The organism is Paenibacillus sp. FSL K6-1217 (genome assembly GCF_045040735.1).
Lineage (GTDB): Bacteria > Bacillota > Bacilli > Paenibacillales > Paenibacillaceae > Paenibacillus_AQ.
Window position 1 is genome coordinate 5,387,906 of record NZ_CP150271.1, and the last position, 21,039, is coordinate 5,408,944.

Genomic DNA, 21,039 nt, shown 5'->3' on the forward strand with positions numbered 1-21,039 from the left:
TATCAATTGTTAAAAAGATTGAATTTCAAAAATCCCGATGTATGATGTAACTGTAGAAGTGATACATTCAAAATACAAAGACAAAAATTAGGAGTGGAAGACATGGGATTATTAACCGCACAGGTGGATTATTCTTCTAAAACGTATTTGGCAAAGCTTGACGCGTACTGGCGCGCAACCAATTATATCTCCGTAGGTCAGCTCTATTTGAAGGATAATCCGTTGTTAAGAGAACCCCTCAAGGACGCAGACGTAAAAGTGAAGCCGATCGGACACTGGGGCACGATCCCGGGGCAGAACTTCATCTATGCGCATCTGAACCGCGTGATTACTAAATATGATCTCAACATGTTCTATATTGAAGGTCCGGGCCATGGCGGTCAGGTTATGGTGTCGAACTCTTATCTGGACGGAAGCTATACCGAAATCTATCCGCAGATCACTCAGGACATCCCTGGACTGAAAAAATTATTCAAGCAGTTCTCCTTCCCTGGCGGCATAGCCTCCCATGCTGCTCCTGAAACACCTGGATCGATTCATGAAGGCGGCGAGCTGGGTTACTCCCTGTCGCACAGCGTAGGTTCGATTCTCGATAACCCTGATCTGATCTCGGCTGTGGTTGTAGGTGACGGCGAAGCAGAGACCGGTCCTCTGGCCGCTTCCTGGCTCTCCAACCGGTTCATCAACCCGATTACAGACGGGGCGGTATTGCCGATCCTGCACTTGAACGGCTTCAAAATCAGCAATCCGACCATCCTGTCCCGGATGAGCAGAGAAGAATTAACCGCATATTTTGCAGGGAATGGCTGGGAAGCGTTCTTCGTCGAAGGTGAGAACCCGGATCTGATGCACCCGGAAATGGCTAAGGTGCTGGATACCATTGTAGAGCGAATTGCTGCAATCCAGAAGAATGCCCGTGAGAATAACGACACCACGCGTCCTGTATGGCCGATGCTGGTCTTCCGTACCCCTAAGGGCTGGACCGGTCCCAAATCCTGGGACGGCGTACCGAATGAAGGCTCCTTCCGCGCCCACCAGGTGCCGATTCCGGTCGATCAGAAGAATATGAAGCATGCCCCGGCACTGCTGGAATGGCTGAACAGCTACAGACCTGAAGAATTGTTCGATCAGAACGGCCGTCTGAACGCTGATTTGGCGGAGATCCTGCCAACCGGCGACAGACGTATGGGGATGAATCCGGTAACCAATGCCGGCAAGCTGATCAAAGATCTGCACAAGCCGAATTTCCGCAACTACGCGCTGGATAATTCTGTTCCGGGCCAAGTGATTGCGCAGGATATGGCCGTGCTGGGAAAATACCTCAAAGAAGTGGTTACGCTCAACGAGGAGAACCGCAACTTCCGTATTTTCGGACCGGATGAGACCATGTCCAACCGTCTGGGACCTGTATTTGAAGTCACCAAGCGCCAATGGATGGATGCCATCCAGGAGCCTCAAGACGAATTCCTGGCTCCTTATGGCCGTGTCATCGATTCACAATTGTCTGAGCATCAGGCGGAAGGGATTCTGGAAGGTTATGTACTGACAGGACGCCACGGATTCTTCGCCAGCTATGAAGCGTTCCTGCGCGTGGTCGATTCGATGATTACCCAGCACTTCAAATGGCTGCGCAAGGCAACAGACCAGACCTGGAGAGAGGATATCCCATCCCTCAACGTAATCGCTACATCGACTGTCTTCCAGCAGGACCATAACGGCTACACCCACCAGGACCCGGGTCTGCTTGGCCATCTGGCTGACAAGAAGCCTGAATTCATCCGTGAGTATCTGCCGTCCGATGCGAACAGCCTGCTGGCTGTCTTCGATACGATCCTGAATGACCGCCAGAAGATCAACCTGATCGTCTCCTCCAAGCATCCGCGTCCGCAGTGGTTCTCGGCAGACGAAGCTCAGGAGCTGGTGACCAAGGGCCTCAAGATTATTGACTGGGCCAGCACCGATAAAGGCGGGGAGCCGGATCTCGTCATCGCTTCTTCCGGTACGGAACCTACCATGGAAGCCTTGGCGGCCATCTCGATCCTGCATGAGAAGCTGCCGGAACTGAAAATCCGTTATATCAACGTAGTCGATCTGCTGAAGCTGAGAAGCCAGAAGCTTGATCCGCGCGGCTTATCTGACGAGGAGTTTGATCAATTTTTCACAAAGGATAAACCGGTGATCTTCGCCTTCCACGGCTATGAAGGGCTGATCAAAGACCTGTTCTTCGACCGCCACAACCATAACCTGCATGTGCATGGCTACCGCGAGAATGGCGACATCACTACACCGTTCGATATGCGTGTCCTCAACCAGATGGACCGCTTCGACCTCACGAAGGAAGCAGTACTCAGCCTGCCGGATGCAAGCAAATACCAGGCCATCGCTGACGAGATGGATGCCATCGTGAAGAAGCATCACGCGTACATCCGTGAAGAAGGCATCGACCTTCCAGAGGTTGAGAACTGGGTGTGGAAGGCGCTGAACTAAGCGTTAGGCGTATAATATAATTTATTATAGTAGGCTCGAATAATAGAGCGCTCCGGTTAGCCATGTTGATGGCAGCGGGGCGCTCTTTGTGTCTTCCGAGGTTGGTTCTGAATTAGATAGGATTATCTATCAGCTGGAGTACAGCCGAAGGGGCGGGAGTCTCCCGGACCTCCGGGATCGCGGGGACCTCCGGCTGCAATGCCTTCTTCCGCTGCGCTGCGGTTAGTGCAGGCATGCCGTCCCCGCCGTTCATCTCCACCATGTGCTTCCAGTACCGCTTCGGCATCTTAGAGGAGCGCAACCGGTCGTTCCGGCGCTCCTTGATGCCGATGGCGTGATAGAAGCCGGTCCATAAGCGGCGGTAAGCTTCCTCCGTCTCGTCGGGATCAGGCGGGGTCCACCCGCTTAACGGCACGATGGCTTCCCGTCCGGGCTCATGAATCAGCGCAGCCCCGTGCGTCTGGTCGTAGATCATGAAGCTCTCCCCCTGGAACCGGTCGCAGAAGTGCTCCCGGATCACAGGCAGCACATAGCCCTGCGGCTCAATCACTGCGGCCATGACCGGGCCGTAGACAGAGAAGCGGACGAATCCCGTATACAGATGTGCTTCATGCCGGAGCTGTTGAACGGCCTTCATCAGTGCATTGACAGTGTCGTCGGCCAGCATATTCATCACCTTGCGGCCATGCTGGAAACCGAGATACAGGAAATTCAGCAGCAGCATTTCCTTATCGGGGGCGCAGCTCCAGAAGCCCAGGCGGACCAGCTCCTCGGCTTCGCGGCCGATCCGCAGCGGCAGGGACTTCAGCACGCGCGCTGCCTTGTCCATGTCGGTCTCAATCCATTTCGCTTCCAGCAGCAGACCCTGTTCCCCGCCGTCAGCATGAATCGTCAGCGGAATCTCCTTCCAGGCATAGCTCTCAAATACACAGCACAGCAGACCCTCGAAGCTTCCATCATAGGTATACGCCAGTGCGGAGGGCTTGAACATCAGGCCTTCGCCCCCTTCTTGAGTATGTCCCATCCGCCCGCTGCCGGAAGGGCCGACAGGTTGAAGTCGTCGAACAGCGTTAACTGCTCAACTTGCGGCGGCTGATTAGGCAGCAGCTGCTGCCCGGACATGAGGGAGCGAAGCAGGGTATGCTCGCTTACCTTCAGCCCCTCCAGCGGTTTATCCTTACAGGTGATGAAGAACTGGGCACGCTTCAGGACAACCCCGAGCTTCTTCAGCGCATGATAATCAAGCGATCCGGCCCGTCTGGCCTTCACGATCCGCTGTGCGCTTCTCACACCGATGCCGGGTACACGCAGCAGCATCTCATACGGGGCGCGGTTGATCTCAACGGGGAACTGCTCCCGGTGGTTAACGGCCCAGCTGCACTTGGGGTCCAGCAGCGGGTTGAAGTTCGGCACGGCCTCATCCAATAACTCATTGGCCTTGAAGCCATAGAAGCGCAAGAGCCAATCGGCTTGATAGAGCCGGTGTTCTCGGAGCAGCGGCGGCTTGGTGTCTAGAGCGGGCAGGAGGGAGTCCTCTACTACCGGGGTATAGGCAGAGAAGAATACGCGCTTCAGTGCGTATTTGCGGTATAAGCCTTCCGTCAGATTGAGGATCTGGTAGTCCGTATCAGGCGTTGCCCCCACGATCATCTGGGTGCTCTGCCCGGCCGGAGCGAAGCGGGGTGCATGCTGATATCTGACAATGTCGGAGCGGTTCTCCTTGATCCGGTTCGTAATCAGCCCCATTGGCTTCAGGATGGATACCTTGCTCTTATCGGGAGCGAGCCGTCCGAGACTCTCCTGCGAGGGCAGCTCGATGTTGACGCTCATGCGGTCAGCGAGCAGGCCCAATCTGGACAGCAGGGCTTCGTCAGCGCCAGGGATGGCTTTTACATGTATATAGCCGTTGAAATGATACACATTCCGCAGCAGCTCCAGCGCTGCTATCAGCTGTTCGGTGGTGTAGTCCGGACTGCGCATAATGCCTGAACTAAGGAATAGCCCTTCTATGTAATTACGGCGGTAGAACTGCATGGTAATATCCGCAATCTCTTCGGGGGTGAAGGCGGCCCGGCGGATAGGGTTAGACTTGCGGTTGATGCAATACGCACAATCATATACACATCCGTTGGTCATAAGCACCTTCAGCAACGAGATACAGCGCCCGTCCGCGGCGAAGCTGTGGCAGATGCCCATCGCGGAGGTGTTGCCGAGCGACCCGGCCTGGCCCTTGCGGTCAGAACCGCTTGAAGTGCAGGCCACATCGTATTTGGCGGAAGCGGTCAGAATCTCCAGTTTCTCCATGACATCCACGGTCTCAATCCCCCTCATATGAGAGCATTATATACCGAACATACGTTCTTGTCAAAAGCGTAATTAATCCCCCTCCTCTCCGGCGAAATGTATGCGTATTCCTTCTTGTGCTATAATAGAAACTGATGGTTCATGGAATGAGGAATCATACGGTTACTGAAAATCGGGTTAGGAGTGTTGCGGAAGTGAGAGGATATAACATATGGCGGCCCATCATGCTGATTGCGGTTGCGCTGCTGACAAGACAGTTAGTGACAAGTGTGTGCCTGATGTTTGGCATGTCGCAGGAATCGGCAGGCAGTGTGGCCATGCTGGGCATGATCGTTGCTGCTCTTATTATGTACAACCGCATGATGAAGGGCCGCCGCCGCAGATAAAATAAATAGAAGATCCGGCCGTATCCATCAGGCGGAGCGGTTGCATAGGAACAGGCTTGAAAGACGCCCGCACAGGTGTCTTTTTTATTACAGATGTCTTTTTTACTAAAAAAAATTATGCACACAGGTGCATAGTCCGGCGGCCCGGCAAGCGGCGCTTGTATATTAGGGCTGGAGCTTATATTCTTAGAAGGATATGCTATATGAAGAACAATACAGATTCAAGGTAACGCACATCCCCGGAGGGAGGGGCGTTATCTATAGAATCAACCCACAACTTGGGAAATGAACATACAGGAGGAAACCCACTTGAGTACACAGAATATTGGATTGCCGCTAGAGGGTTTTGCAGAATTTAGCCGGACAGTAGCTGCTGAAGGCGCGGTGCTGCTTAAGAATGAGGGACAGGTGCTCCCGCTGGGTAACGGTGAGAGCGTTGCTGTTTTTGGCAGAATACAGGTGAATTATTACCGCAGCGGGACAGGATCGGGCGGTAGCGTTCACGTGGCCTATACGACGAATCTGCTGGATGGACTGCGCAGCAAGAAGAACATTAGCGTAAATGAAGAGCTGGCTGCAGCCTACGAGGCCTGGATCGGACTTAACCCGTTCGACGACGGCGGGAAAGTGTGGGCTGCTGAGCCTTGGAACCAGAAGGAAATGCCGCTGACGGACGAGCTGGTGAAACAGGCAAGAAGCCAGTCAGGCAAGGCGGTTGTGGTCATTGGACGTACGGCGGGCGAGGATCAGGATAATGCGGATACCGCAGGCAGCTACCGGCTCACGGAAGATGAGAAGGCGATGCTTGTCGCGGTGACGGCTCATTTTGAACAGACGATTGTGGTGCTTAACGTGTCCAACATTATGGATATGAGCTGGGTGAATGACCCTGCCTATGTGAATCCTATCTCTGCCGTGATCTATTCCTGGCATGGCGGTATGGAAGGCGGCCACGCGATTGCCGATGTACTGGCCGGAGAGGTCACGCCAAGCGGTAAGCTGACGGATACCATTGCGTATTCCATTGAGGATTACCCGTCCACACGGAACTACGGCAACGAATTCAAGAATCTGTATGAGGAAGATATCTATGTAGGCTACCGTTATTTCGAGACTTTCTGTCCCGACAAGGTGCAGTATGAATTCGGCTACGGGATCTCCTACACGACCTTCAAGCTGGAGCCGGAGGAAGCGAAGCTGGTGAACCACGCGGGTGAGCCGCAGATTGAAATTGGCGTCACTGTAACGAATACGGGAGCAGTATATGCCGGTAAAGAAGTAGTGCAGGTGTATGTTGAAGCGCCGCAGGGACAGCTGGGCCAACCGGCCAAAGCGCTGGCAGCCTTCGCCAAAACCAAGCTCCTGGAGCCTGGTGAGTCTCAGCGCCTTACCGTGAGCTTCCCGCTCCATGCCGTGGCTTCTTATGATGACGCCGGAGTGACCGGTCACCCTTCCGCTTATGTGCTGGAAGCCGGAACGTACCGCTTCTATGCAGGAACCAGTGTCAAAGCGGTATCGGCAGTGCTGTTGGATGGACAAGAAGGCTATGTGCTGGATGAGCTTAAGGTCGTGGAACAACTGCAAGAGGCTATGGCACCTACCGAGAGCTTCATGCGGATGAAGCCGGGCGCCCGCAAAGCAGACGGTTCGTATGAGCTTGCCTCGTCTGAGGTGCCAACGCGCAAGGTGGATCTGGCAGAGCGGATTGAACGCAATCTGCCGCAGCAGCTTCCGCAGACCGGTAATCAGGGACATACCCTGAGAGATGTCCATGACGGCAAAGTCAGCATGAGCACCTTCATTGCCCAGCTCAGTGACCATGATCTGGCGGCGATTGTCCGGGGCGAAGGGATGAGCAGCCCGCTGGTTACTCCGGGTACGGCTTCGGCGTTCGGGGGCGTGAGCGACAGCCTGTTCAGCTACGGCATTCCGGTTGCAGCCACAGCGGACGGCCCTTCCGGCATCCGTATGGATAGTGGAGCGAAGGCGACCCAAGTATCGATTGGCACCCTGCTTGCCGCCACCTGGAATGCAGAGCTGGTGGAAGAACTGTATGTTATGGAAGGCCAGGAGTTATTGCGCAACCAGGTGGATGCGCTGCTGGGACCGGGGCTGAATATCCGGCGCAGCCCGCTGAACGGGCGTAACTTCGAATACTTCTCCGAAGATCCGCTGATCTCGGGGATCTTCGCTGCCGCATGCACACGCGGAATTATGAAGGGCGGCTCTAATGCGACGCTGAAGCATTTTGCCTGCAACAATCAGGAGAAGCACCGCAGTAAGGTCGATGCTGTCGTATCGGAACGCGCGCTTCGTGAGATCTACCTGAAGGGCTTCGAAATCGCAGTCAAGCAGGGCGGGGCTAACTCGATCATGACCTCCTACAATCCGGTGAACGGGCACTGGGCGGCTTCCAACTATGACCTCAACACCACGCTGCTTCGCGGTGAATGGGGCTTCCGGGGGATCGTTATGACCGACTGGTGGGCTATCATGAACGATGTGGTGAACGGAGGACCGGCAGACCGTAAGAATACGAACTGGATGGTTCGCGCCCAGAACGATCTGTACATGGTTGTTAGTAACTATGGGGCGGAAGTCAACGCTTACGATGACAATACGCTCGCATCTCTGGAGAATGGTACACTCACCCGCGGAGAGCTTCAGCGCTGCGCGATCAACATCTGCGAATTCATCATGCAGGCGCCGGTATTCTCCAGAAAGCACGAGATAATTGAAGCGGTCGATACGTTCAAGGCCGATCCGGCTATCGCGTCCGGGCAGATTCAGGTGCTGAGCGAGAACGCACAGGTAACTCCTGCTGTGTCCGGGCCGACCTACATTCAGGCGGATGAGGCGGGCCAGTACCGCATTATTGTCAGCATCATGTCCCCTGAGCCTGAGCTTGCGCAGAGCGCCTGCAACCTGACCCTGAATGGACAACCTGTAACCACCATTCAGACGAACGGGACGGAAGGCCGGTGGATCAGACAGAAGCTGGTTAAGGTGGAGCTGGAAGCCGGACGGTATGAGCTGAAGCTGGACTTCGTCAAGCCCGGCCTGCAGATTGAGTGGATTGAATTCAAGCGGGTGTAAAAAGCACAGCGCAGCGCGGTATTCTTAAGCTTAACATCAGTACCCTCTATAGCATCAACAGCTAGGCACCCTCCGGGGTGTCTTTTTGCAAATACAATAGGTTCCGGGCGTATCCTGATCGATCTCGCCTGAATCCGCCTGAATCCGCATACCCGCAGAGCCGCCGAATAAAATAGAGATAAAACGGCTACTATGAAGGGATGGCAGGAACGTATGCAAATACATGTAGTGCAGCCGGGCCAGACGCTGTATGGCATTGCGCAGGCCTACGGAGTAAGCACTGATACGATAACTGAGGCGAATCAGCTCTCTGCGCCGGGAAGGCTGGTGGCAGGGCAGGCGCTGGTAATCCCGATTGCCGGGCAGTATTATTGGGTGCAGCCGGGCGACAGCTACTACAGCATCGCCAAGCGGTTCGGCCTGAAGCCCAGCGAACTTGCGGAGGTGAACGGGCTGACGCTGAATCAGCCGCTGCAGGTCGGGCTTCGTCTATATCTTCCTCCTGGACCGAGGCGGCAGGCGGAAGTGAATGCGTACGTGGAGCCCCGGGGGGAGAGTGTCTCCGAGCCGCTGCAGAAGGCGGCACGTGAGGCCGCTCCTGAGCTGACATATCTCGCACCGTTCAGCTTCCGGATCAAGCGGGACGGAACGCTGGTGCCGCCGCCTCTGGACGGCCTGGCCGCCATTGCCGCAGAGCATCAGGTGACGCTGATGATGGTCGTGACGAATCTGGAGGAGGGCAAGTTCAGCTCGGAGCTGGGGCGCATCATCCTGAACGACCCGGAGGTCCAGGACCGGCTGCTGAAGAACATCATTGCGGAAGCGAAGCGGCTAAATTTCCGGGATATCCACTTTGATATGGAGTTCCTCCGGCCGGAGGACCGTGAAGCGTACAATGCTTTTCTGCGGAAAGCGGCAGGGGTCATTCACAAGGAGGGCTTCCTGCTGTCTACTGCCCTGGCTCCCAAGACTAGTGCAACACAGGTTGGGGCCTGGTATACGGCGCATGACTACAAGGTCCACGGCGAGGTGACCGACTTCGTCATTATTATGACGTATGAATGGGGCTACAGCGGAGGGCCGGCGATGCCTGTCTCGCCCATCGGGCCTGTCCGTCAGGTGCTGACCTATGCAGCAAGTGAGATGCCTGCCGGTAAAATCATGATGGGCCAGAATCTGTACGGTTATGATTGGACGTTACCTTACGTAGCGGGCGGGCAATATGCCAAAGCGCTCAGTCCGCAGGCGGCTATTGATCTGGCAAGGAACAGGAATGCAGCCATTCAATATGACTATAGAGCCCAGGCGCCGCATTTCAATTACACCGATGATGAAGGGCGGCAGCATACAGTATGGTTCGAGGATGCCCGCTCCATTCAGGCCAAGTTCGATTTGATCAAGGAGCTGGGTCTGCGGGGCATCAGCTACTGGAAGCTGGGCCTGCCTTTTCCGCAGAATTGGCTGCTGCTTGAGGATAACTTCAAGGTGGTCAAAAAATAGCTCTCCACATTCCCCTCCATCGTTACAGCATGAAGGAACGTTATAGAAAAAGGCTGTGCCTCCTTAGCAGGAAGCACAGCCTTTTCGATAGTGCGCAGAAGGTCCGGTTAGCCCATTAAGCCCTTAAGGCCGCCCAGGAAAGGCCGGATCGACTTGATCATATTGTAGCCCATCTTCATCATCGGCATCGCCTTTTGCACCATGCCGAACATACCCATGAGCCGTCCCAGACCCCCGGCACCTGCAGCCGCGCCTCCCCCGCCCATGAGCGAGCCTAATAAGGGCATGAAGCTGGAGACATTTGCTTTATGCACAGCCTTGGAGGGTCTTCTCCGTTTAGACTTCGGGCCTGGACGTGTGCCTGGTCTGGACAGGATCACCGCCTCCTGATTCAGGTCTGTAATCCAGCCGACATAAGACCGCCCGTTATGCAGCGTGATGCAGACCGGCTGGCCTTTCAGCCGCTGTGCCTGCTTGCGGAGTTTTGTTGAATTAGCCATTCGTCATTCACCTCACTGTTCTAATTACTCTATTTTACTCAGAACCTGGAAGGCGGCTTGTGCGGGTATGGAGTTCTGCTGATTTTTATTTGAACAGGGTTGAGAGAATTTTTTACAGTGAAAAAAAGGAAAACGGATATGCTTGTAGAATTACCCTGAAGTACTGGGTTTGGAGTGAAAAATCATGACTTTAGTCCCGGTTCTAATTCTATTGGGGAGTGACCTAATCTCTTGGCTATCCATCGTTTTCTTAGAAATGCCTGCTTCATAGTAATTTTATTTGTTCTATTACCATTTGCCCGCAGTTATGCAAGTACAGAGCCGGTGTCAGACATCAAAGGGCACTGGGCTGAGTCCGATATTCAGGAATGGCTGGATCAAGGACTCATTACCGGCTATCCCGATCATACCTTCCGGCCGGGGGCTGAAGTATCCAGAGGTGAGTTCGTAGCACTCGTGAACAGAGCGTTTAAGTATTCTGATACGAAGGCTATCAGCTTTAAGGATCTGAAGCCAGCGAATTTTGCGTACATAGAAGTGCAGAAAGCTACCGCTCAAGGATACATCAGCGGCTTCAGCGACAATACCTTCCGTCCTGATAAGCAGATTACAAGACAGGAAACCGCAGTGATCATATCCAGAATATTGGGCTTTGACAGTGAAGAGGCAACGGGCTCAGTCTCTGCACAGGACGCGAATCTTATCCCTGCCTGGAGCAAACCCGCTGTCCAGTATCTTCTGGATCAGGGGATCATGAGCAAGAATGCGGATGGAACCTTCCAACCGCAGCGCAATATGACCCGTGCCGAGACTGTAGTGGTCATTAAGAAGGCGCTGGCACTGAGTACAGTGGTCTATGATCAGACAGGTACTTTTGGAGAGTCCGCAGTTAGCACAGTACAGCATAATGTAAGAATTGCAGCTTCCAATGTCACGCTCCGCAATATGCATATCCGGGGTGACCTCGTCATTGCTAAAGAGGTGGCAGATGGGAACGCCTACCTTGAACAAGTTCAAGTAGATGGCGTAACACGTATTGAAGGCGGAGGCAGCAACAGTATTCATATCCGGAACAGCAAACTAAACACCGTATCTGTGAATAGGCTGAATAATGCGGTGAGAGTTGTAGCTGAGGGTACAAGTGCTGTACAGGACGTACAGATTCTATCCAGCGCGGTTATTGAGGAGAAGGATATTACCGGCGATGGTTTTGTGAATGTAACCGTGCTTCCTAATGCCCAAGTATCGTCATCAGAGCGGACAGTGATGCTTGCCGGAGACTTTAAGAAGGTTTCTGTAGGCGGCAGCCTCAAAGAGTTCAAAGTTCTCTCGGGCAGCATAGCTAACCTGCTTATCCAAGAAAACCTGGTAATCCCAACTCTGAATTTCAGCAAGAATGTTGTTATCGAAAAGCTGGAAATGAAGAGTAAGCTGACAATCTCCGGCGAGGGCCAAGTCAAAGGCATTGTATTGTCTGAAGGCGTACCTGACCCTAAGCTGCCAAAAGAACAACAGCCTGCTGCACCTGCAACTGGTGGCGGTGGTGGAGGCTCCTCTAACCCTGGCCCAGGCGGCGGTAGTGGCGGGGGTTCTCCTGATCCAGGTACAGGCGGTGGCAACGGGTCAACTCCTGTACCGGCGCTGGCTGTAACCGGAATTACTGCTGCAAACGGCATGTTAGAAGTCCAATTTAACCGGAACCTGGACAACCTGCCGGATGCTGCTGAATTCGCCATTCTCGAACAGGTTAATCATGGCGAATTCCATAAGGTTGATGTAACTTTGGTTACGCTGCTTGACAATAAAGCAACAGTTCAGCTTACAATTCCTTCGATAGCGAATAGTGAGGCTGAGCAGCTGGCGGTATACTCCGTATCTTATAAGGGTGGAAGCCCTGTATTATCTGAAGCGATTACTGTGCCTAAGGCAAATGTGACTGTGAGTGGGCGTTTGTTTATTCAGCCTTATACGGAGACCAAGCCGCTTCCAGCTTACAACCTTCATATCTATCTAAGAGGAGCGAAGGATACTCGGGGGAATTATACGGCTATCGTTGGAAAAGGCGGAGAGTTTTCTTTTGACAATGTGGTACCGGGGACTTATGTGATACTTATGCCTCTCTCCCCGTACACCTATTATACAGATGAATTTACTGTAGAAGCAGGTGAAAATCTGGTTCTGCCAGATCTCACAGTTATACAGAAGCTGCCTGAAGCTGAGGTTGATCCAATTACTTATACAGATCTGGCTTACATTAGAGGCAGCGTCCAAGGTTTGGGTGTGCCCTTCAGAGTTAAGATCGAGCTTGAGAATGGGAAGCCACTTAATACCCCTGCCGGTAAATACGATATGTTCTTTGGCATCGATTTATATTATTTCAATCCTGACTTGCAACTGAAGGGAAATGATAAAGTCTTTGTGACTTTATATACGGATTACGGCTGGTCCAGCAAGCGGTTTGAGGTGAAAGTAGTCGAACGGCCGCAGACTAAGGCGCCTGTAGTGACCAGCGTGGTGTACGAGGATACCAATAGGATTAAAGGCACTATAGAAGACCCATCTGCTGAGATTACAATTACCCGTGAAGATGGAACGATGGTTGGGAAATCTAGTAGCTATGGCAATAGGTTTGACATCTTCTTGTGGAATACCGCACCCTTACCTGCGGGTGAGAAGCTGAAGGTCTACGCTCAGGCGCAGGGTAAAAGAAAGAGTGGGCCTTCCTCCATTACTGTCATAGTACCTACTGCTGTAACAGCACAACCGGTTGTAACGGAGACAGTATACGAGAATGATTGGGCAATCTACGGCACGGCTGAAGGAGAATCCACCATTGTTGTCAAACGTGAGGACGGAACTACTCTTGGAGAGCAAAAGATCAGCTATCAAGGATACGACTTAAAATATTCGGTCCCTTTAAATCCGCGTCCTGTTGTAGGGGAGACTCTATATATTTCCGCCAAGGGCTATGAGAAACTCATTAGTAAGCCTGTTCCGATCGTAGTAGTCAGCAGACCAGTTACACCTACTCCTACAGTGGTTGGTGTGGTGTATAGTGATGATACGGAGTTTAGAGCTTTTGTGCAGTATAAGTATGATATAGACGTGACTCTCAAAGATATGAATGGTGCAGTTATTGATAGAGTTCGAACATTTAATGGTACGGCTCTATTTTGGAACGTGAAACTCACTGGTGATACTCAATATCAAATTACAGCCGAAGCACCATTACTAAAAGAGAGTAAGCCCTTCGTCTTCACAGTAATAGCTCCAACAGTAGCGACTTCTGTGCCAAGAGTAACATCTTCAGTATACGCATATAATGAAACCACATTTACTGGGACAGCAGAGCCTTTTGCCAAAGTCTATTTATATTTTGATGATGGTACCCTGCTTCATGAGTCTCAAGCAAACAGTCAGGGAGAATTCTATATGTATATGCCATCATTTCCTGATCGTCTTGTGCTTCCTGGTGATAAGCTGATCATTAGAGCTGATGCTAGGGGGAAGCTGATAAGTGATGCTGTTGAAGTTACAGCGGTGGAACTTACAGATAAGTCTAGCCAACCTATACTAAATAACAATATAGTGTACGGTTATACAACACAGTTAAGTGGTAGTGCTGCTAAAAGTACCGTCATTCAGGTATTTTACGAAAATGGCCGTCCAGTCTATGTAGGATCCTATTCAGACATGAACACAGGATATTGGCAGTCTGGAATATGGTCTACTTATTTGCATGGCGGGGATCGGATCTATGTTATTGCCACTGAAAAAGGAAAGCTGCCAAGCGACCCTTTATATATTACAATAGAACCCTCCACTAAAGCAGATACACCTGTAGTTACTGGTATTGTCAATGCAGGAGACGCAACAATTCAAGGAACATACTCTGGAGCAGTGAAGAGTAACGGTGTCTATACAACGATCTTTTTTATGAATGAAAATAATGAAGTCTATGGTTCAGAGATCGTGCAAAGTGACGGTTCATTCTCTTTTAAAACATATTTCCATCCCCTTGTATCTGGAGAGATTATTAGGCTGTTTGCCAAAGAAGGTTACAAGGAAGCTAGTGAACTATTAACAATCACAGTAAATTAGAACAAATAGAATCAAAAAAGACACCTGCGGGTGTCTTTTTTAATAGATGTTTAATACACTGCAACTCAAGTCATATCTAATCTCTAGGCCTCTGCTAAGATCAGTAATGAAAGGAGGAGGACAACAATGTACGAATGGAATGAGATGGTTCAGCGCATGATTGACTGGTTGGAGGAGGATCTTGCGGCTTCGCCTACGCTGCTGGAGATGTCGAGACATTTAGGGTATTCGCCGTATTACTGTACCAGGCAATTTCATGCGCTGACCGGGATGACGCTGCGGGATTATGTCTGGCAGCGCCGAATTGGCCGGGCGGCACTGGAGCTTAGGGACACGGATGCGCGCATTCTGGATATTGCCGTGAAGTTCGGCTTTTCCTCCCAGGAGGCGTTCACGCGAGCCTTTCTCAGAGCCTTCAAGCTCACTCCCCATGCCTACCGGAAGGCTCCACAGCCGATTCCGCTGGCTATTCGTGCCGAGGTGTTCTCTCCTTATCATTATTTGATCAGGGAGCGGGATAGAATGAGACAGGTGCATTTGCAGGAAGCGGAGATTAAGCTTGAGTTCATACCGGCGCATAAGTTTATCGGCATCCGCGATATCGGCTCTAACAATTACGGAGGATTCTGGGAGAATGGGCATGATTGCGATGAGGTCTCCGGAACCCTGGAGAGTATGTCGCACCATACGCTTCCCGGTCAACTGGGCCAGACGGCAGGCTGGTTCTTTCAGGAAGGGCGCAAAGGCTATCTGTATGGTATCCTTGTCGCGGCTGACTACGACGGGGCGGTTCCGGAGGGCATGGAGTGCCGGGATATCCCTGAATCGGAGTATCTGGTCTTTTTTCATCCGCCCTTTGATTACTTGCAGGATAATGGTCAGGTGATGCGTATTGTTGAGGAAGTGGCCTGGAATTATGATCCTGCCGTTATGGGCTATATGTGGGACGAAGAGGAGAAACAGGATTATCAGCGGCATTTTCCGGAGGGTTATGGGTATGCGGTGCTGCGGCCGGTCCGTAAATTAGACTAACTCCGAACAGCAGTCTGGCTTAAGCAAAAGCGTCCGGCGCTTCTGCTTAAGCTGCTGCCTGTTATGTTACACAGCAACGCTCCCTTAGGCGAGGCCCAGCACCGTTTGTGCAAGAGCATCTCCCCGATGCTCCAGTGATGCGACTATCGCCAGCAGCTCTGCCTGCTGCTCACGCTGCCGGGTCGTCCAGCTGTCTCTAGGGGAAGCTCCGGTTGTGCGGAGAACTGCCGGGTCGGACATCTCCTTATAGTATCTATCCAGCAGACCAGCCATCTCTCCGTAGATCTCAGTCATCTCCGCCAAGGCAGCTTGTTGTTGCGGGTGATGCTCCAGCGGAAGAGAGTCATGTAAGTAGGCGGCGGCGCTCCTGCGGGCATCTGCAAGGGCCATCATGCAGAAGTGATTGACCGATAACCTGCGGTTGAAGGCCTCATCGTCTGCTGAGACATACCAAGCATGGTCCAACAGTCCCTCGCTCCATACCTCCAGCGCCGTGTAACCTGATGTATAAGAGCTGTTGGCATGGGTCTCAGGCTGCATCGATTCCAGCTTAATATGAAGCGAGGCATACAGATTCTCCAAGGCAGAAGGGGCCGCCGTCTGCTCGCCCAACCGGATGATCCGGTAAGGCCATTGATCCACATGGAGATACCCTTGGCTTATCCTCATATGAGCCTGGAATTCAGGATCAGCTTCAAGTTCACTGAAGGTCTCATCGTCAAAATAACTGCGGCACAGCAGCACATCCCCTTCCGCCAGATATCCTGTAATGACTCCCCACTCCGGTGCTACTCTGAGGTTAATGGCAAGGGGCGGTCTGCCTTGGCGGATATCCTCCAGAATCGCCAGCTTCTCGGCTGTGCGCTGCTGCGGCTCTAACCGGTTGGCCCGGTGGGCACTTAGTCCATAAGCCTTGCAGGCGGGGATAGAGTAGTCATAGACGACAAGGGCATCCGCAGCGCTGTAATCCCACACCGGTTCAAAAGCCACCCTCCAGCAGGCTCCGGAATAGCCCATCACCTGCTCGTAGGTGGTCTCTATGTCCCTGGCGGTAAGAGCGAGCGTCATAGCGCCTGCCCAGGAGCAATCCTGACTCCGTCCGAAGCCCAGCCGCGGAATCCCTTCAATGATGCATTGATCCTGGGAGGAGAGGGTCTGATAGAGATGACTTCGATCCCCGCTGTAATGAATCTGTTCGCCTTCCGCGCAGCTTACGGCATGAATGCCATCTGCATTCAGGTAGACCAGCAGCAGGTAGTCTTCACCCCCGTAGTCGATCGGACTGGGAAACAGCTCATGTGTGGCGGTGAACTGAGTCCACCGGAAATGCTCATAATGCTTCATTTTGGCCGCAACGCTGCGGTGTGCCTGTTCATTTCCATAATGCGCAGCAATAATCTGCAGCTCATCACTGGTTGAGACATACCCGTTCGAATGGATATCTATCGTAAGCGGCTGGTCCTTCATCACAAAGGTCGAATACATGCCGTCAGGGGTCTCGTAGGTAACAAGCAGCAGCTTCAGGCGGCTGCCGGTCCATGAGTGGGGAAAGAGGTGCTCCCCGGGGATTAAGCTTAAGCGGTCCGAGGCTACGAACTGGTTCACAAGCTGGGTAACATCCAGCTCCTGCTGTCCATCCGTATAGATTGCAGAGAGCACTACAAGCTCCTGGGGCAGCAGAATGCTGTCAATCGAGTGATTCAATGCGGCGGACAGCAGGGGAAGGGTGGCCGTCTCCGGCAGGGACTTGCCGGTCTCCCATTTGGATACCGCCTGGGCGCTGACATGGAGCAGTTCCGCTAATTGTTCCTGGGACAAGCCTTTCGTTTTGCGGAGGGTCGCAATCCGTTTGCCAACTTTTTCGCTAACGATCATGTGCAATACAACTCCTATAATGGATTCCGACGTCGTAGGTCTATTATAATCTCAGCTCTCAAAATAACCCATATACTGGAGTAGGGAACGCTGTATAACAAAATCAACCGTAAGTTGCGGCAAGCTGTGATGCGCCAGTTAACCCCTTCCATATATGGCTGTATCCCGCCTTAACCAGGATAAATAAAAAGTACTTGTTTTTCTGAAGAATTCATGATATATTACTTCTTGCGTTGCATTGAATGTTTTCTTTGCGGTCATGGCGGAATTGGCAGACGCGCTGGCTTCAGGTGCCAGTGGTAGCAATATCGTGGAGGTTCGAGTCCTCTTGACCGCATAATGGTTTTAACCGTAATGCAAGCGAAGGCCCTTCTTATAATGAAGGGTCTTTTTTATGTGCAGTTGTAAGGGGGGACGGTCCAAATGTATTCGGAAAACCGAATACATTGTGCCATCGTGAGGGCGCGGACCAATGTATGCGAAAAACTGAACACAAGGTGCTGCAACGCGGTTGAACGGCTGAACGTAAGCGAAAAACCACATTCACCTCCACGCGCTACCGTGAAGTGGAACGTTAAGCAGCCCCCTCTCAAAAGGGGGCTGCTGCAGTATCGCTCACCGCTACCGGGACACCGGGCGCTGTCCTACGCTGCCTACCCCCGCCAGAGCTCGTCTATCTTCACCGGCAGGCCGGTCTTCATGGAGCGGTTGGCGGCGATGCCGGTCATGATCGACATGGCGCCGTCCTGGTGCGAGGCGGCACGGCCCAAGCGGTCCTCCTGCTTTTTGTCAAAAATATCGCTCAGCAGCACCGGGTCGCCGCCGCCATGTCCACCGCTGCCGCTCTCGAACTCTACGCGGTAGGGCTCTTTGAAGTGCGGATAGATCATGATGCTGACGCCTTCCAGCGCGCCTTCGTTTTCTTTTTTGCCGCCGGAATTGACGTAGGACTGCTCGGTAATCCGCACCTCCATCCGTCCCTGTGTGCCGTTGAACACGATGATGAAGCCCTCCCACGGCATATATGCGTTAAGCGAATAGTTCATGACGGTCTTGTTCTTGTATTTGACCATGACATTCATGGTGTCCTCGATGCTGATATTGTCCCCGAATACACTCTGGTCGCGCTGGTACCCGTCCTCGTGTTCGGCATCCAGGTACATGCTCTTCAGGTGTTCGTTACGGTCCAGGTGAAGCGCGAACGGGTCGTTCTCGGCAGCCTTGCTGCCGTAAGCACGCTGGTAGAACTCGGTGATGCCGCGCTTCTCGGCATTCTCCCTGCCATAGAAGCGCAGGTCGCCCATAGCGAAGACCGTGTCCGGCTGTGACCCCAGCCAGAAGTTCATCAGGTCGAAGTGATGTGTCGATTTGTGCACCAAGAGGCCGCCGCTGTTCCGCTTGTCGCGATGCCATCTGCGGAAATAGTCCGCTCCATGCTGGGTGTTCAGCAGCCACTCGAAGTTCACGGACAGAATCTCCCCCAGCACGCCGTCCATAATGACCTCGCGGATCTTCGTGTTATGCGGGGCGTAGCGGTAGTTGAAGGTGACCCGCAGATTCTTGCCGGTGCGCTCGATGGCATCGAAGATCTCCCGGCATTTCTCCTCGTCAATCGTCATCGGCTTCTCGGAAATGACATCACAGCCCAGCTCCATCGCGCGGATAATATACTTGTGGTGCGTCCGGTCAATCGTAGTCACCAGCACGAAGTCGGGCCGGGTCTCGGTGATCATCCGGTCGAAATCCTCGGCCTTGTACGTAGGCACCTCATGGTAATCGTATTTGCCTGTAAGCATATGATTGGCGAAATTCATCCGTGTCTGATTGACATCACAGAAGGCCACCAGCTCGGAGGTTTCGTTGTAAGCGGTAACAAGAGCGCCGTAGAAAAATTCAGCCCGGCCGCCGGTGCCGACAAGTGCATATTTCTTTTTGGACAAGGGGATCACTCCATTTACTTGGATTTGATTCTATTTTATAGTATAGAAAATGCAGAAAGTGAACGGTATTTAGTCTCTTTTACTCAAAAGTGTGCATATCTTATCCTGGCAGGGGGCTTGATGCAGGGTGGAACCTATTTTCCAGATTGAGCAGCTGAAGCGCATCGGGCATTTCAATATGGATACTGACCATTTCCATGATTTCTACGAAATATATTATCTGCTGTCCGGCCAGCGGCACTACTATATCCGCAACCGCATGTACGCGCTGGAGGCCGGAGACCTCGTGTTCATTAACAAAAATCACCTGCACCGCACAACCGGCGGAAGCAGCCTTCCGCATGAGCGGGTCCTGATCAGCTTCGATGATGCCTATCTGGAGCCAGTGGCTCCCGGTCCGGGCTGGATGAATGTGTTCGGAGGGGAGAGCTTCCTGCTGCGGCCCACGGCGCACGAACAGGGAGGAATCGCCGATCTGCTCCAGGCCATGCTGGAAGAACAGAAGGACGGTCAGCTCTGGAGCACCGAATATACGAGGCTGCTGCTGCAGCAACTGCTGATTACGCTGGAGCGGATACGGAGGGCGAAGCCCGCCCTGGTCTCTCCGGAGCAGAGCGAGGGGCAGCGCCGGGTGTACGGGATTATTGAGTATCTGGACACCCGCTTCGCGGAGAAGCTGAGTCTGGACGGGATTGCCGAACAGTTCTTCATCAGCGCTACGTATCTGTGCCGGATTTTCAAGCAAACGACCGGCTTCACGATCATCGAGTATCTGAATTATGTGCGCATCCGTGAGGCGAAGGTGCTGCTCACACAGACGGATAGGCCGATAACCCGGGTGGCGGCGGAGGCGGGATTTGAGAGCATTGCGCATTTCGGGCGGAAATTCAAGGCCATTACGGGGCGTTCCCCTCTCCAGTACCGCAAGCAGCACAGGGGATGACGACTACGGCTCGCATCCGATGTTTCATTCGACAATCACAACAAAAATGTTACATATTTTTCTATCTTTTGACACGGGGTTGGCTTTATAATGGTGAAGGATTAAATACAAATATTGGGGTTTGTTATGAAAATGAAATCAGGGGGCCTCTGGCTTGCTGCTGCCCTGCTTGCCGTATCTGTAACCGGGTGTTCCTCGGACACGGCGGGTCCCGCACCAGAAGACATGGACAAGCTGAAGACAGAGATTAGTGAGCTGCAAAAGGAGAACAAATTCCTAAAAGAACAGAATGAAATGTTAAAGGAGAGCCTGGTAAAGCCTGTGACAGCGGAAGAGGAGGGCGGTACGGCTGAACTTCTTACTACCGGAGACAGCCCCGCAGCGGCTGATTCCGGCGATGAACACAAGCTGATCGTAAAAGGCACGCCGCTGGTTATCGATGGAACGGGTGAGTATACCATTACCAGGACCTCTTTTGACAAGAAGATTATTCCGTCCAATCCGGGATCTTTCTACACCTACTATGAAGCCAAGGAACCCGGTACAACCTATCTGGCGATCACTTTGAAAGTGAAGAACCTGGCAGGTGAGGCCATGGATGCAGAGGATGTAGCGGAGGTGGAGGTTACCTACGACAACAAATACAAGTATAGTACCTTTGATACCATGGAAGAGAAGGGCGGGGAAGACTTCACTTATACCAGTCTGTCAGAGATCGAACCGCTGAAGAACGGCACTCTGGTGTTCCTGGCTGAGGTTCCTGATGAAGTGAAGTCCAGCGGCAAGCCGTTATATGCTGACTTTAACATCGGGGGCGAGACCTACCGTTATACCATTACGAAATAAGAGAAAAGCCTGTGCTGCCGCAGAATGAT

General features: G+C 52.7%; 13 protein-coding genes and 1 tRNA gene. 9 read left to right on the forward strand and 5 right to left on the reverse strand.

What is annotated here, in order from left to right:
• Nucleotides 1-102: 102 nt before the first annotated feature.
• On the forward strand, nucleotides 103-2,487 hold the full coding sequence (locus tag MHH28_RS23905) for a phosphoketolase (protein ID WP_405106147.1): 2,385 nt from the start codon (nucleotides 103-105) through the stop codon (nucleotides 2,485-2,487).
• A gap of 112 nt (nucleotides 2,488-2,599) precedes the next feature.
• Here the strand turns inward: MHH28_RS23905 and MHH28_RS23910 are convergent, their stop codons facing one another.
• Both MHH28_RS23910 and MHH28_RS23915 read right to left on the reverse strand, forming a co-directional pair.
• On the reverse strand, nucleotides 2,600-3,478 hold the full coding sequence (locus tag MHH28_RS23910) for a TIGR03915 family putative DNA repair protein (RefSeq protein ID WP_405106149.1): 879 nt from the start codon (nucleotides 3,476-3,478) through the stop codon (nucleotides 2,600-2,602).
• Complete coding sequence (locus MHH28_RS23915; RefSeq protein ID WP_405106151.1) at nucleotides 3,478-4,818, reverse strand: putative DNA modification/repair radical SAM protein; 1,341 nt, start codon at nucleotides 4,816-4,818, stop codon at nucleotides 3,478-3,480. The genes MHH28_RS23910 and MHH28_RS23915 overlap by 1 nt, the downstream gene beginning before the upstream one ends.
• Nucleotides 4,819-4,985: 167 nt before the next feature.
• On the opposite strand from MHH28_RS23915, the gene MHH28_RS23920 reads away from it, so the two are divergent.
• The 3 genes from MHH28_RS23920 (at nucleotide 4,986) to MHH28_RS23930 (ending at nucleotide 9,773) form a co-directional block, all read left to right on the forward strand.
• Entirely contained in the window at nucleotides 4,986-5,177 is a 192-nt protein-coding gene (locus MHH28_RS23920) for a hypothetical protein (protein ID WP_036691301.1), read from the forward strand.
• A 285-nt stretch (nucleotides 5,178-5,462) separates the two neighbouring features.
• Nucleotides 5,463-8,273 (forward strand): glycoside hydrolase family 3 C-terminal domain-containing protein, encoded by a 2,811-nt coding sequence (locus MHH28_RS23925; RefSeq protein WP_405106153.1) that lies wholly within the window; start codon nucleotides 5,463-5,465, stop codon nucleotides 8,271-8,273.
• Nucleotides 8,274-8,486: 213 nt separating this feature from the next.
• Nucleotides 8,487-9,773, forward strand: a complete 1,287-nt coding sequence (locus tag MHH28_RS23930) for a LysM peptidoglycan-binding domain-containing protein (RefSeq protein WP_405106155.1) — start codon at nucleotides 8,487-8,489, stop codon at nucleotides 9,771-9,773.
• Between the two features lie 107 nt (nucleotides 9,774-9,880).
• On the opposite strand, the gene MHH28_RS23935 is transcribed toward MHH28_RS23930, so the two are convergent.
• Nucleotides 9,881-10,273, reverse strand: coding sequence for a hypothetical protein (locus MHH28_RS23935; protein WP_405106157.1), 393 nt, complete (start codon nucleotides 10,271-10,273; stop codon nucleotides 9,881-9,883).
• 231 nt (nucleotides 10,274-10,504) lie between these two features.
• Between MHH28_RS23935 and MHH28_RS23940 the strand changes: the two genes are divergently transcribed.
• Nucleotides 10,505-14,374, forward strand: a complete 3,870-nt coding sequence (locus tag MHH28_RS23940) for an S-layer homology domain-containing protein (protein WP_405106159.1) — start codon at nucleotides 10,505-10,507, stop codon at nucleotides 14,372-14,374.
• A gap of 126 nt (nucleotides 14,375-14,500) precedes the next feature.
• A complete protein-coding gene (locus MHH28_RS23945) occupies nucleotides 14,501-15,406 on the forward strand; it encodes a helix-turn-helix domain-containing protein (RefSeq protein WP_405106161.1) in 906 nt (301 codons plus the stop codon).
• A gap of 84 nt (nucleotides 15,407-15,490) precedes the next feature.
• Here MHH28_RS23945 and MHH28_RS23950 read toward each other — a convergent pair whose 3' ends face one another.
• On the reverse strand, nucleotides 15,491-17,281 hold the full coding sequence (locus MHH28_RS23950) for a helix-turn-helix domain-containing protein (RefSeq protein ID WP_405106163.1): 1,791 nt from the start codon (nucleotides 17,279-17,281) through the stop codon (nucleotides 15,491-15,493).
• Between the two features lie 253 nt (nucleotides 17,282-17,534).
• Between MHH28_RS23950 and MHH28_RS23955 the strand changes: the two genes are divergently transcribed.
• Nucleotides 17,535-17,618 (forward strand) — tRNA-Leu (locus tag MHH28_RS23955).
• 316 nt (nucleotides 17,619-17,934) lie between these two features.
• Here MHH28_RS23955 and MHH28_RS23960 read toward each other — a convergent pair.
• Nucleotides 17,935-19,221, reverse strand: coding sequence for a Gfo/Idh/MocA family protein (locus MHH28_RS23960; protein WP_405106165.1), 1,287 nt, complete (start codon nucleotides 19,219-19,221; stop codon nucleotides 17,935-17,937).
• 127 nt (nucleotides 19,222-19,348) lie between these two features.
• Here MHH28_RS23960 and MHH28_RS23965 point away from each other — a divergent pair, with 127 nt between their 5' ends.
• Both MHH28_RS23965 and MHH28_RS23970 read left to right on the forward strand, forming a co-directional pair.
• Entirely contained in the window at nucleotides 19,349-20,164 is an 816-nt protein-coding gene (locus tag MHH28_RS23965; RefSeq protein ID WP_405106167.1) for a helix-turn-helix domain-containing protein, read from the forward strand.
• 126 nt (nucleotides 20,165-20,290) lie between these two features.
• The gene (locus tag MHH28_RS23970) at nucleotides 20,291-21,010 is read left to right on the forward strand and encodes a bZIP transcription factor (protein ID WP_405106169.1); all 720 of its coding nucleotides are present in this window, start codon (nucleotides 20,291-20,293) and stop codon (nucleotides 21,008-21,010) included.
• The last annotated feature ends 29 nt before the right edge of the window (nucleotides 21,011-21,039 follow it).

Excerpts from the sequence above, each read along its gene's own strand:
- MHH28_RS23930 (WP_405106155.1), top strand. The coding sequence starts at position 8,487 with ATGCAAATACATGTAGTGCAGCCGGGCCAGACGCTGTATGGCATTGCG.
- MHH28_RS23910 (WP_405106149.1), bottom strand. The coding sequence starts at position 3,478 with ATGTTCAAGCCCTCCGCACTGGCGTATACCTATGATGGAAGCTTCGAG.
- MHH28_RS23925 (WP_405106153.1), top strand. The coding sequence starts at position 5,463 with ATGAACATACAGGAGGAAACCCACTTGAGTACACAGAATATTGGATTG.
- MHH28_RS23935 (WP_405106157.1), bottom strand. The coding sequence starts at position 10,273 with ATGGCTAATTCAACAAAACTCCGCAAGCAGGCACAGCGGCTGAAAGGC.
- MHH28_RS23945 (WP_405106161.1), top strand. The coding sequence starts at position 14,501 with ATGTACGAATGGAATGAGATGGTTCAGCGCATGATTGACTGGTTGGAG.
- MHH28_RS23915 (WP_405106151.1), bottom strand. The coding sequence starts at position 4,818 with ATGAGGGGGATTGAGACCGTGGATGTCATGGAGAAACTGGAGATTCTG.
- MHH28_RS23950 (WP_405106163.1), bottom strand. The coding sequence starts at position 17,281 with ATGATCGTTAGCGAAAAAGTTGGCAAACGGATTGCGACCCTCCGCAAA.
- MHH28_RS23970 (WP_405106169.1), top strand. The coding sequence starts at position 20,291 with ATGAAAATGAAATCAGGGGGCCTCTGGCTTGCTGCTGCCCTGCTTGCC.
- MHH28_RS23905 (WP_405106147.1), top strand. The coding sequence starts at position 103 with ATGGGATTATTAACCGCACAGGTGGATTATTCTTCTAAAACGTATTTG.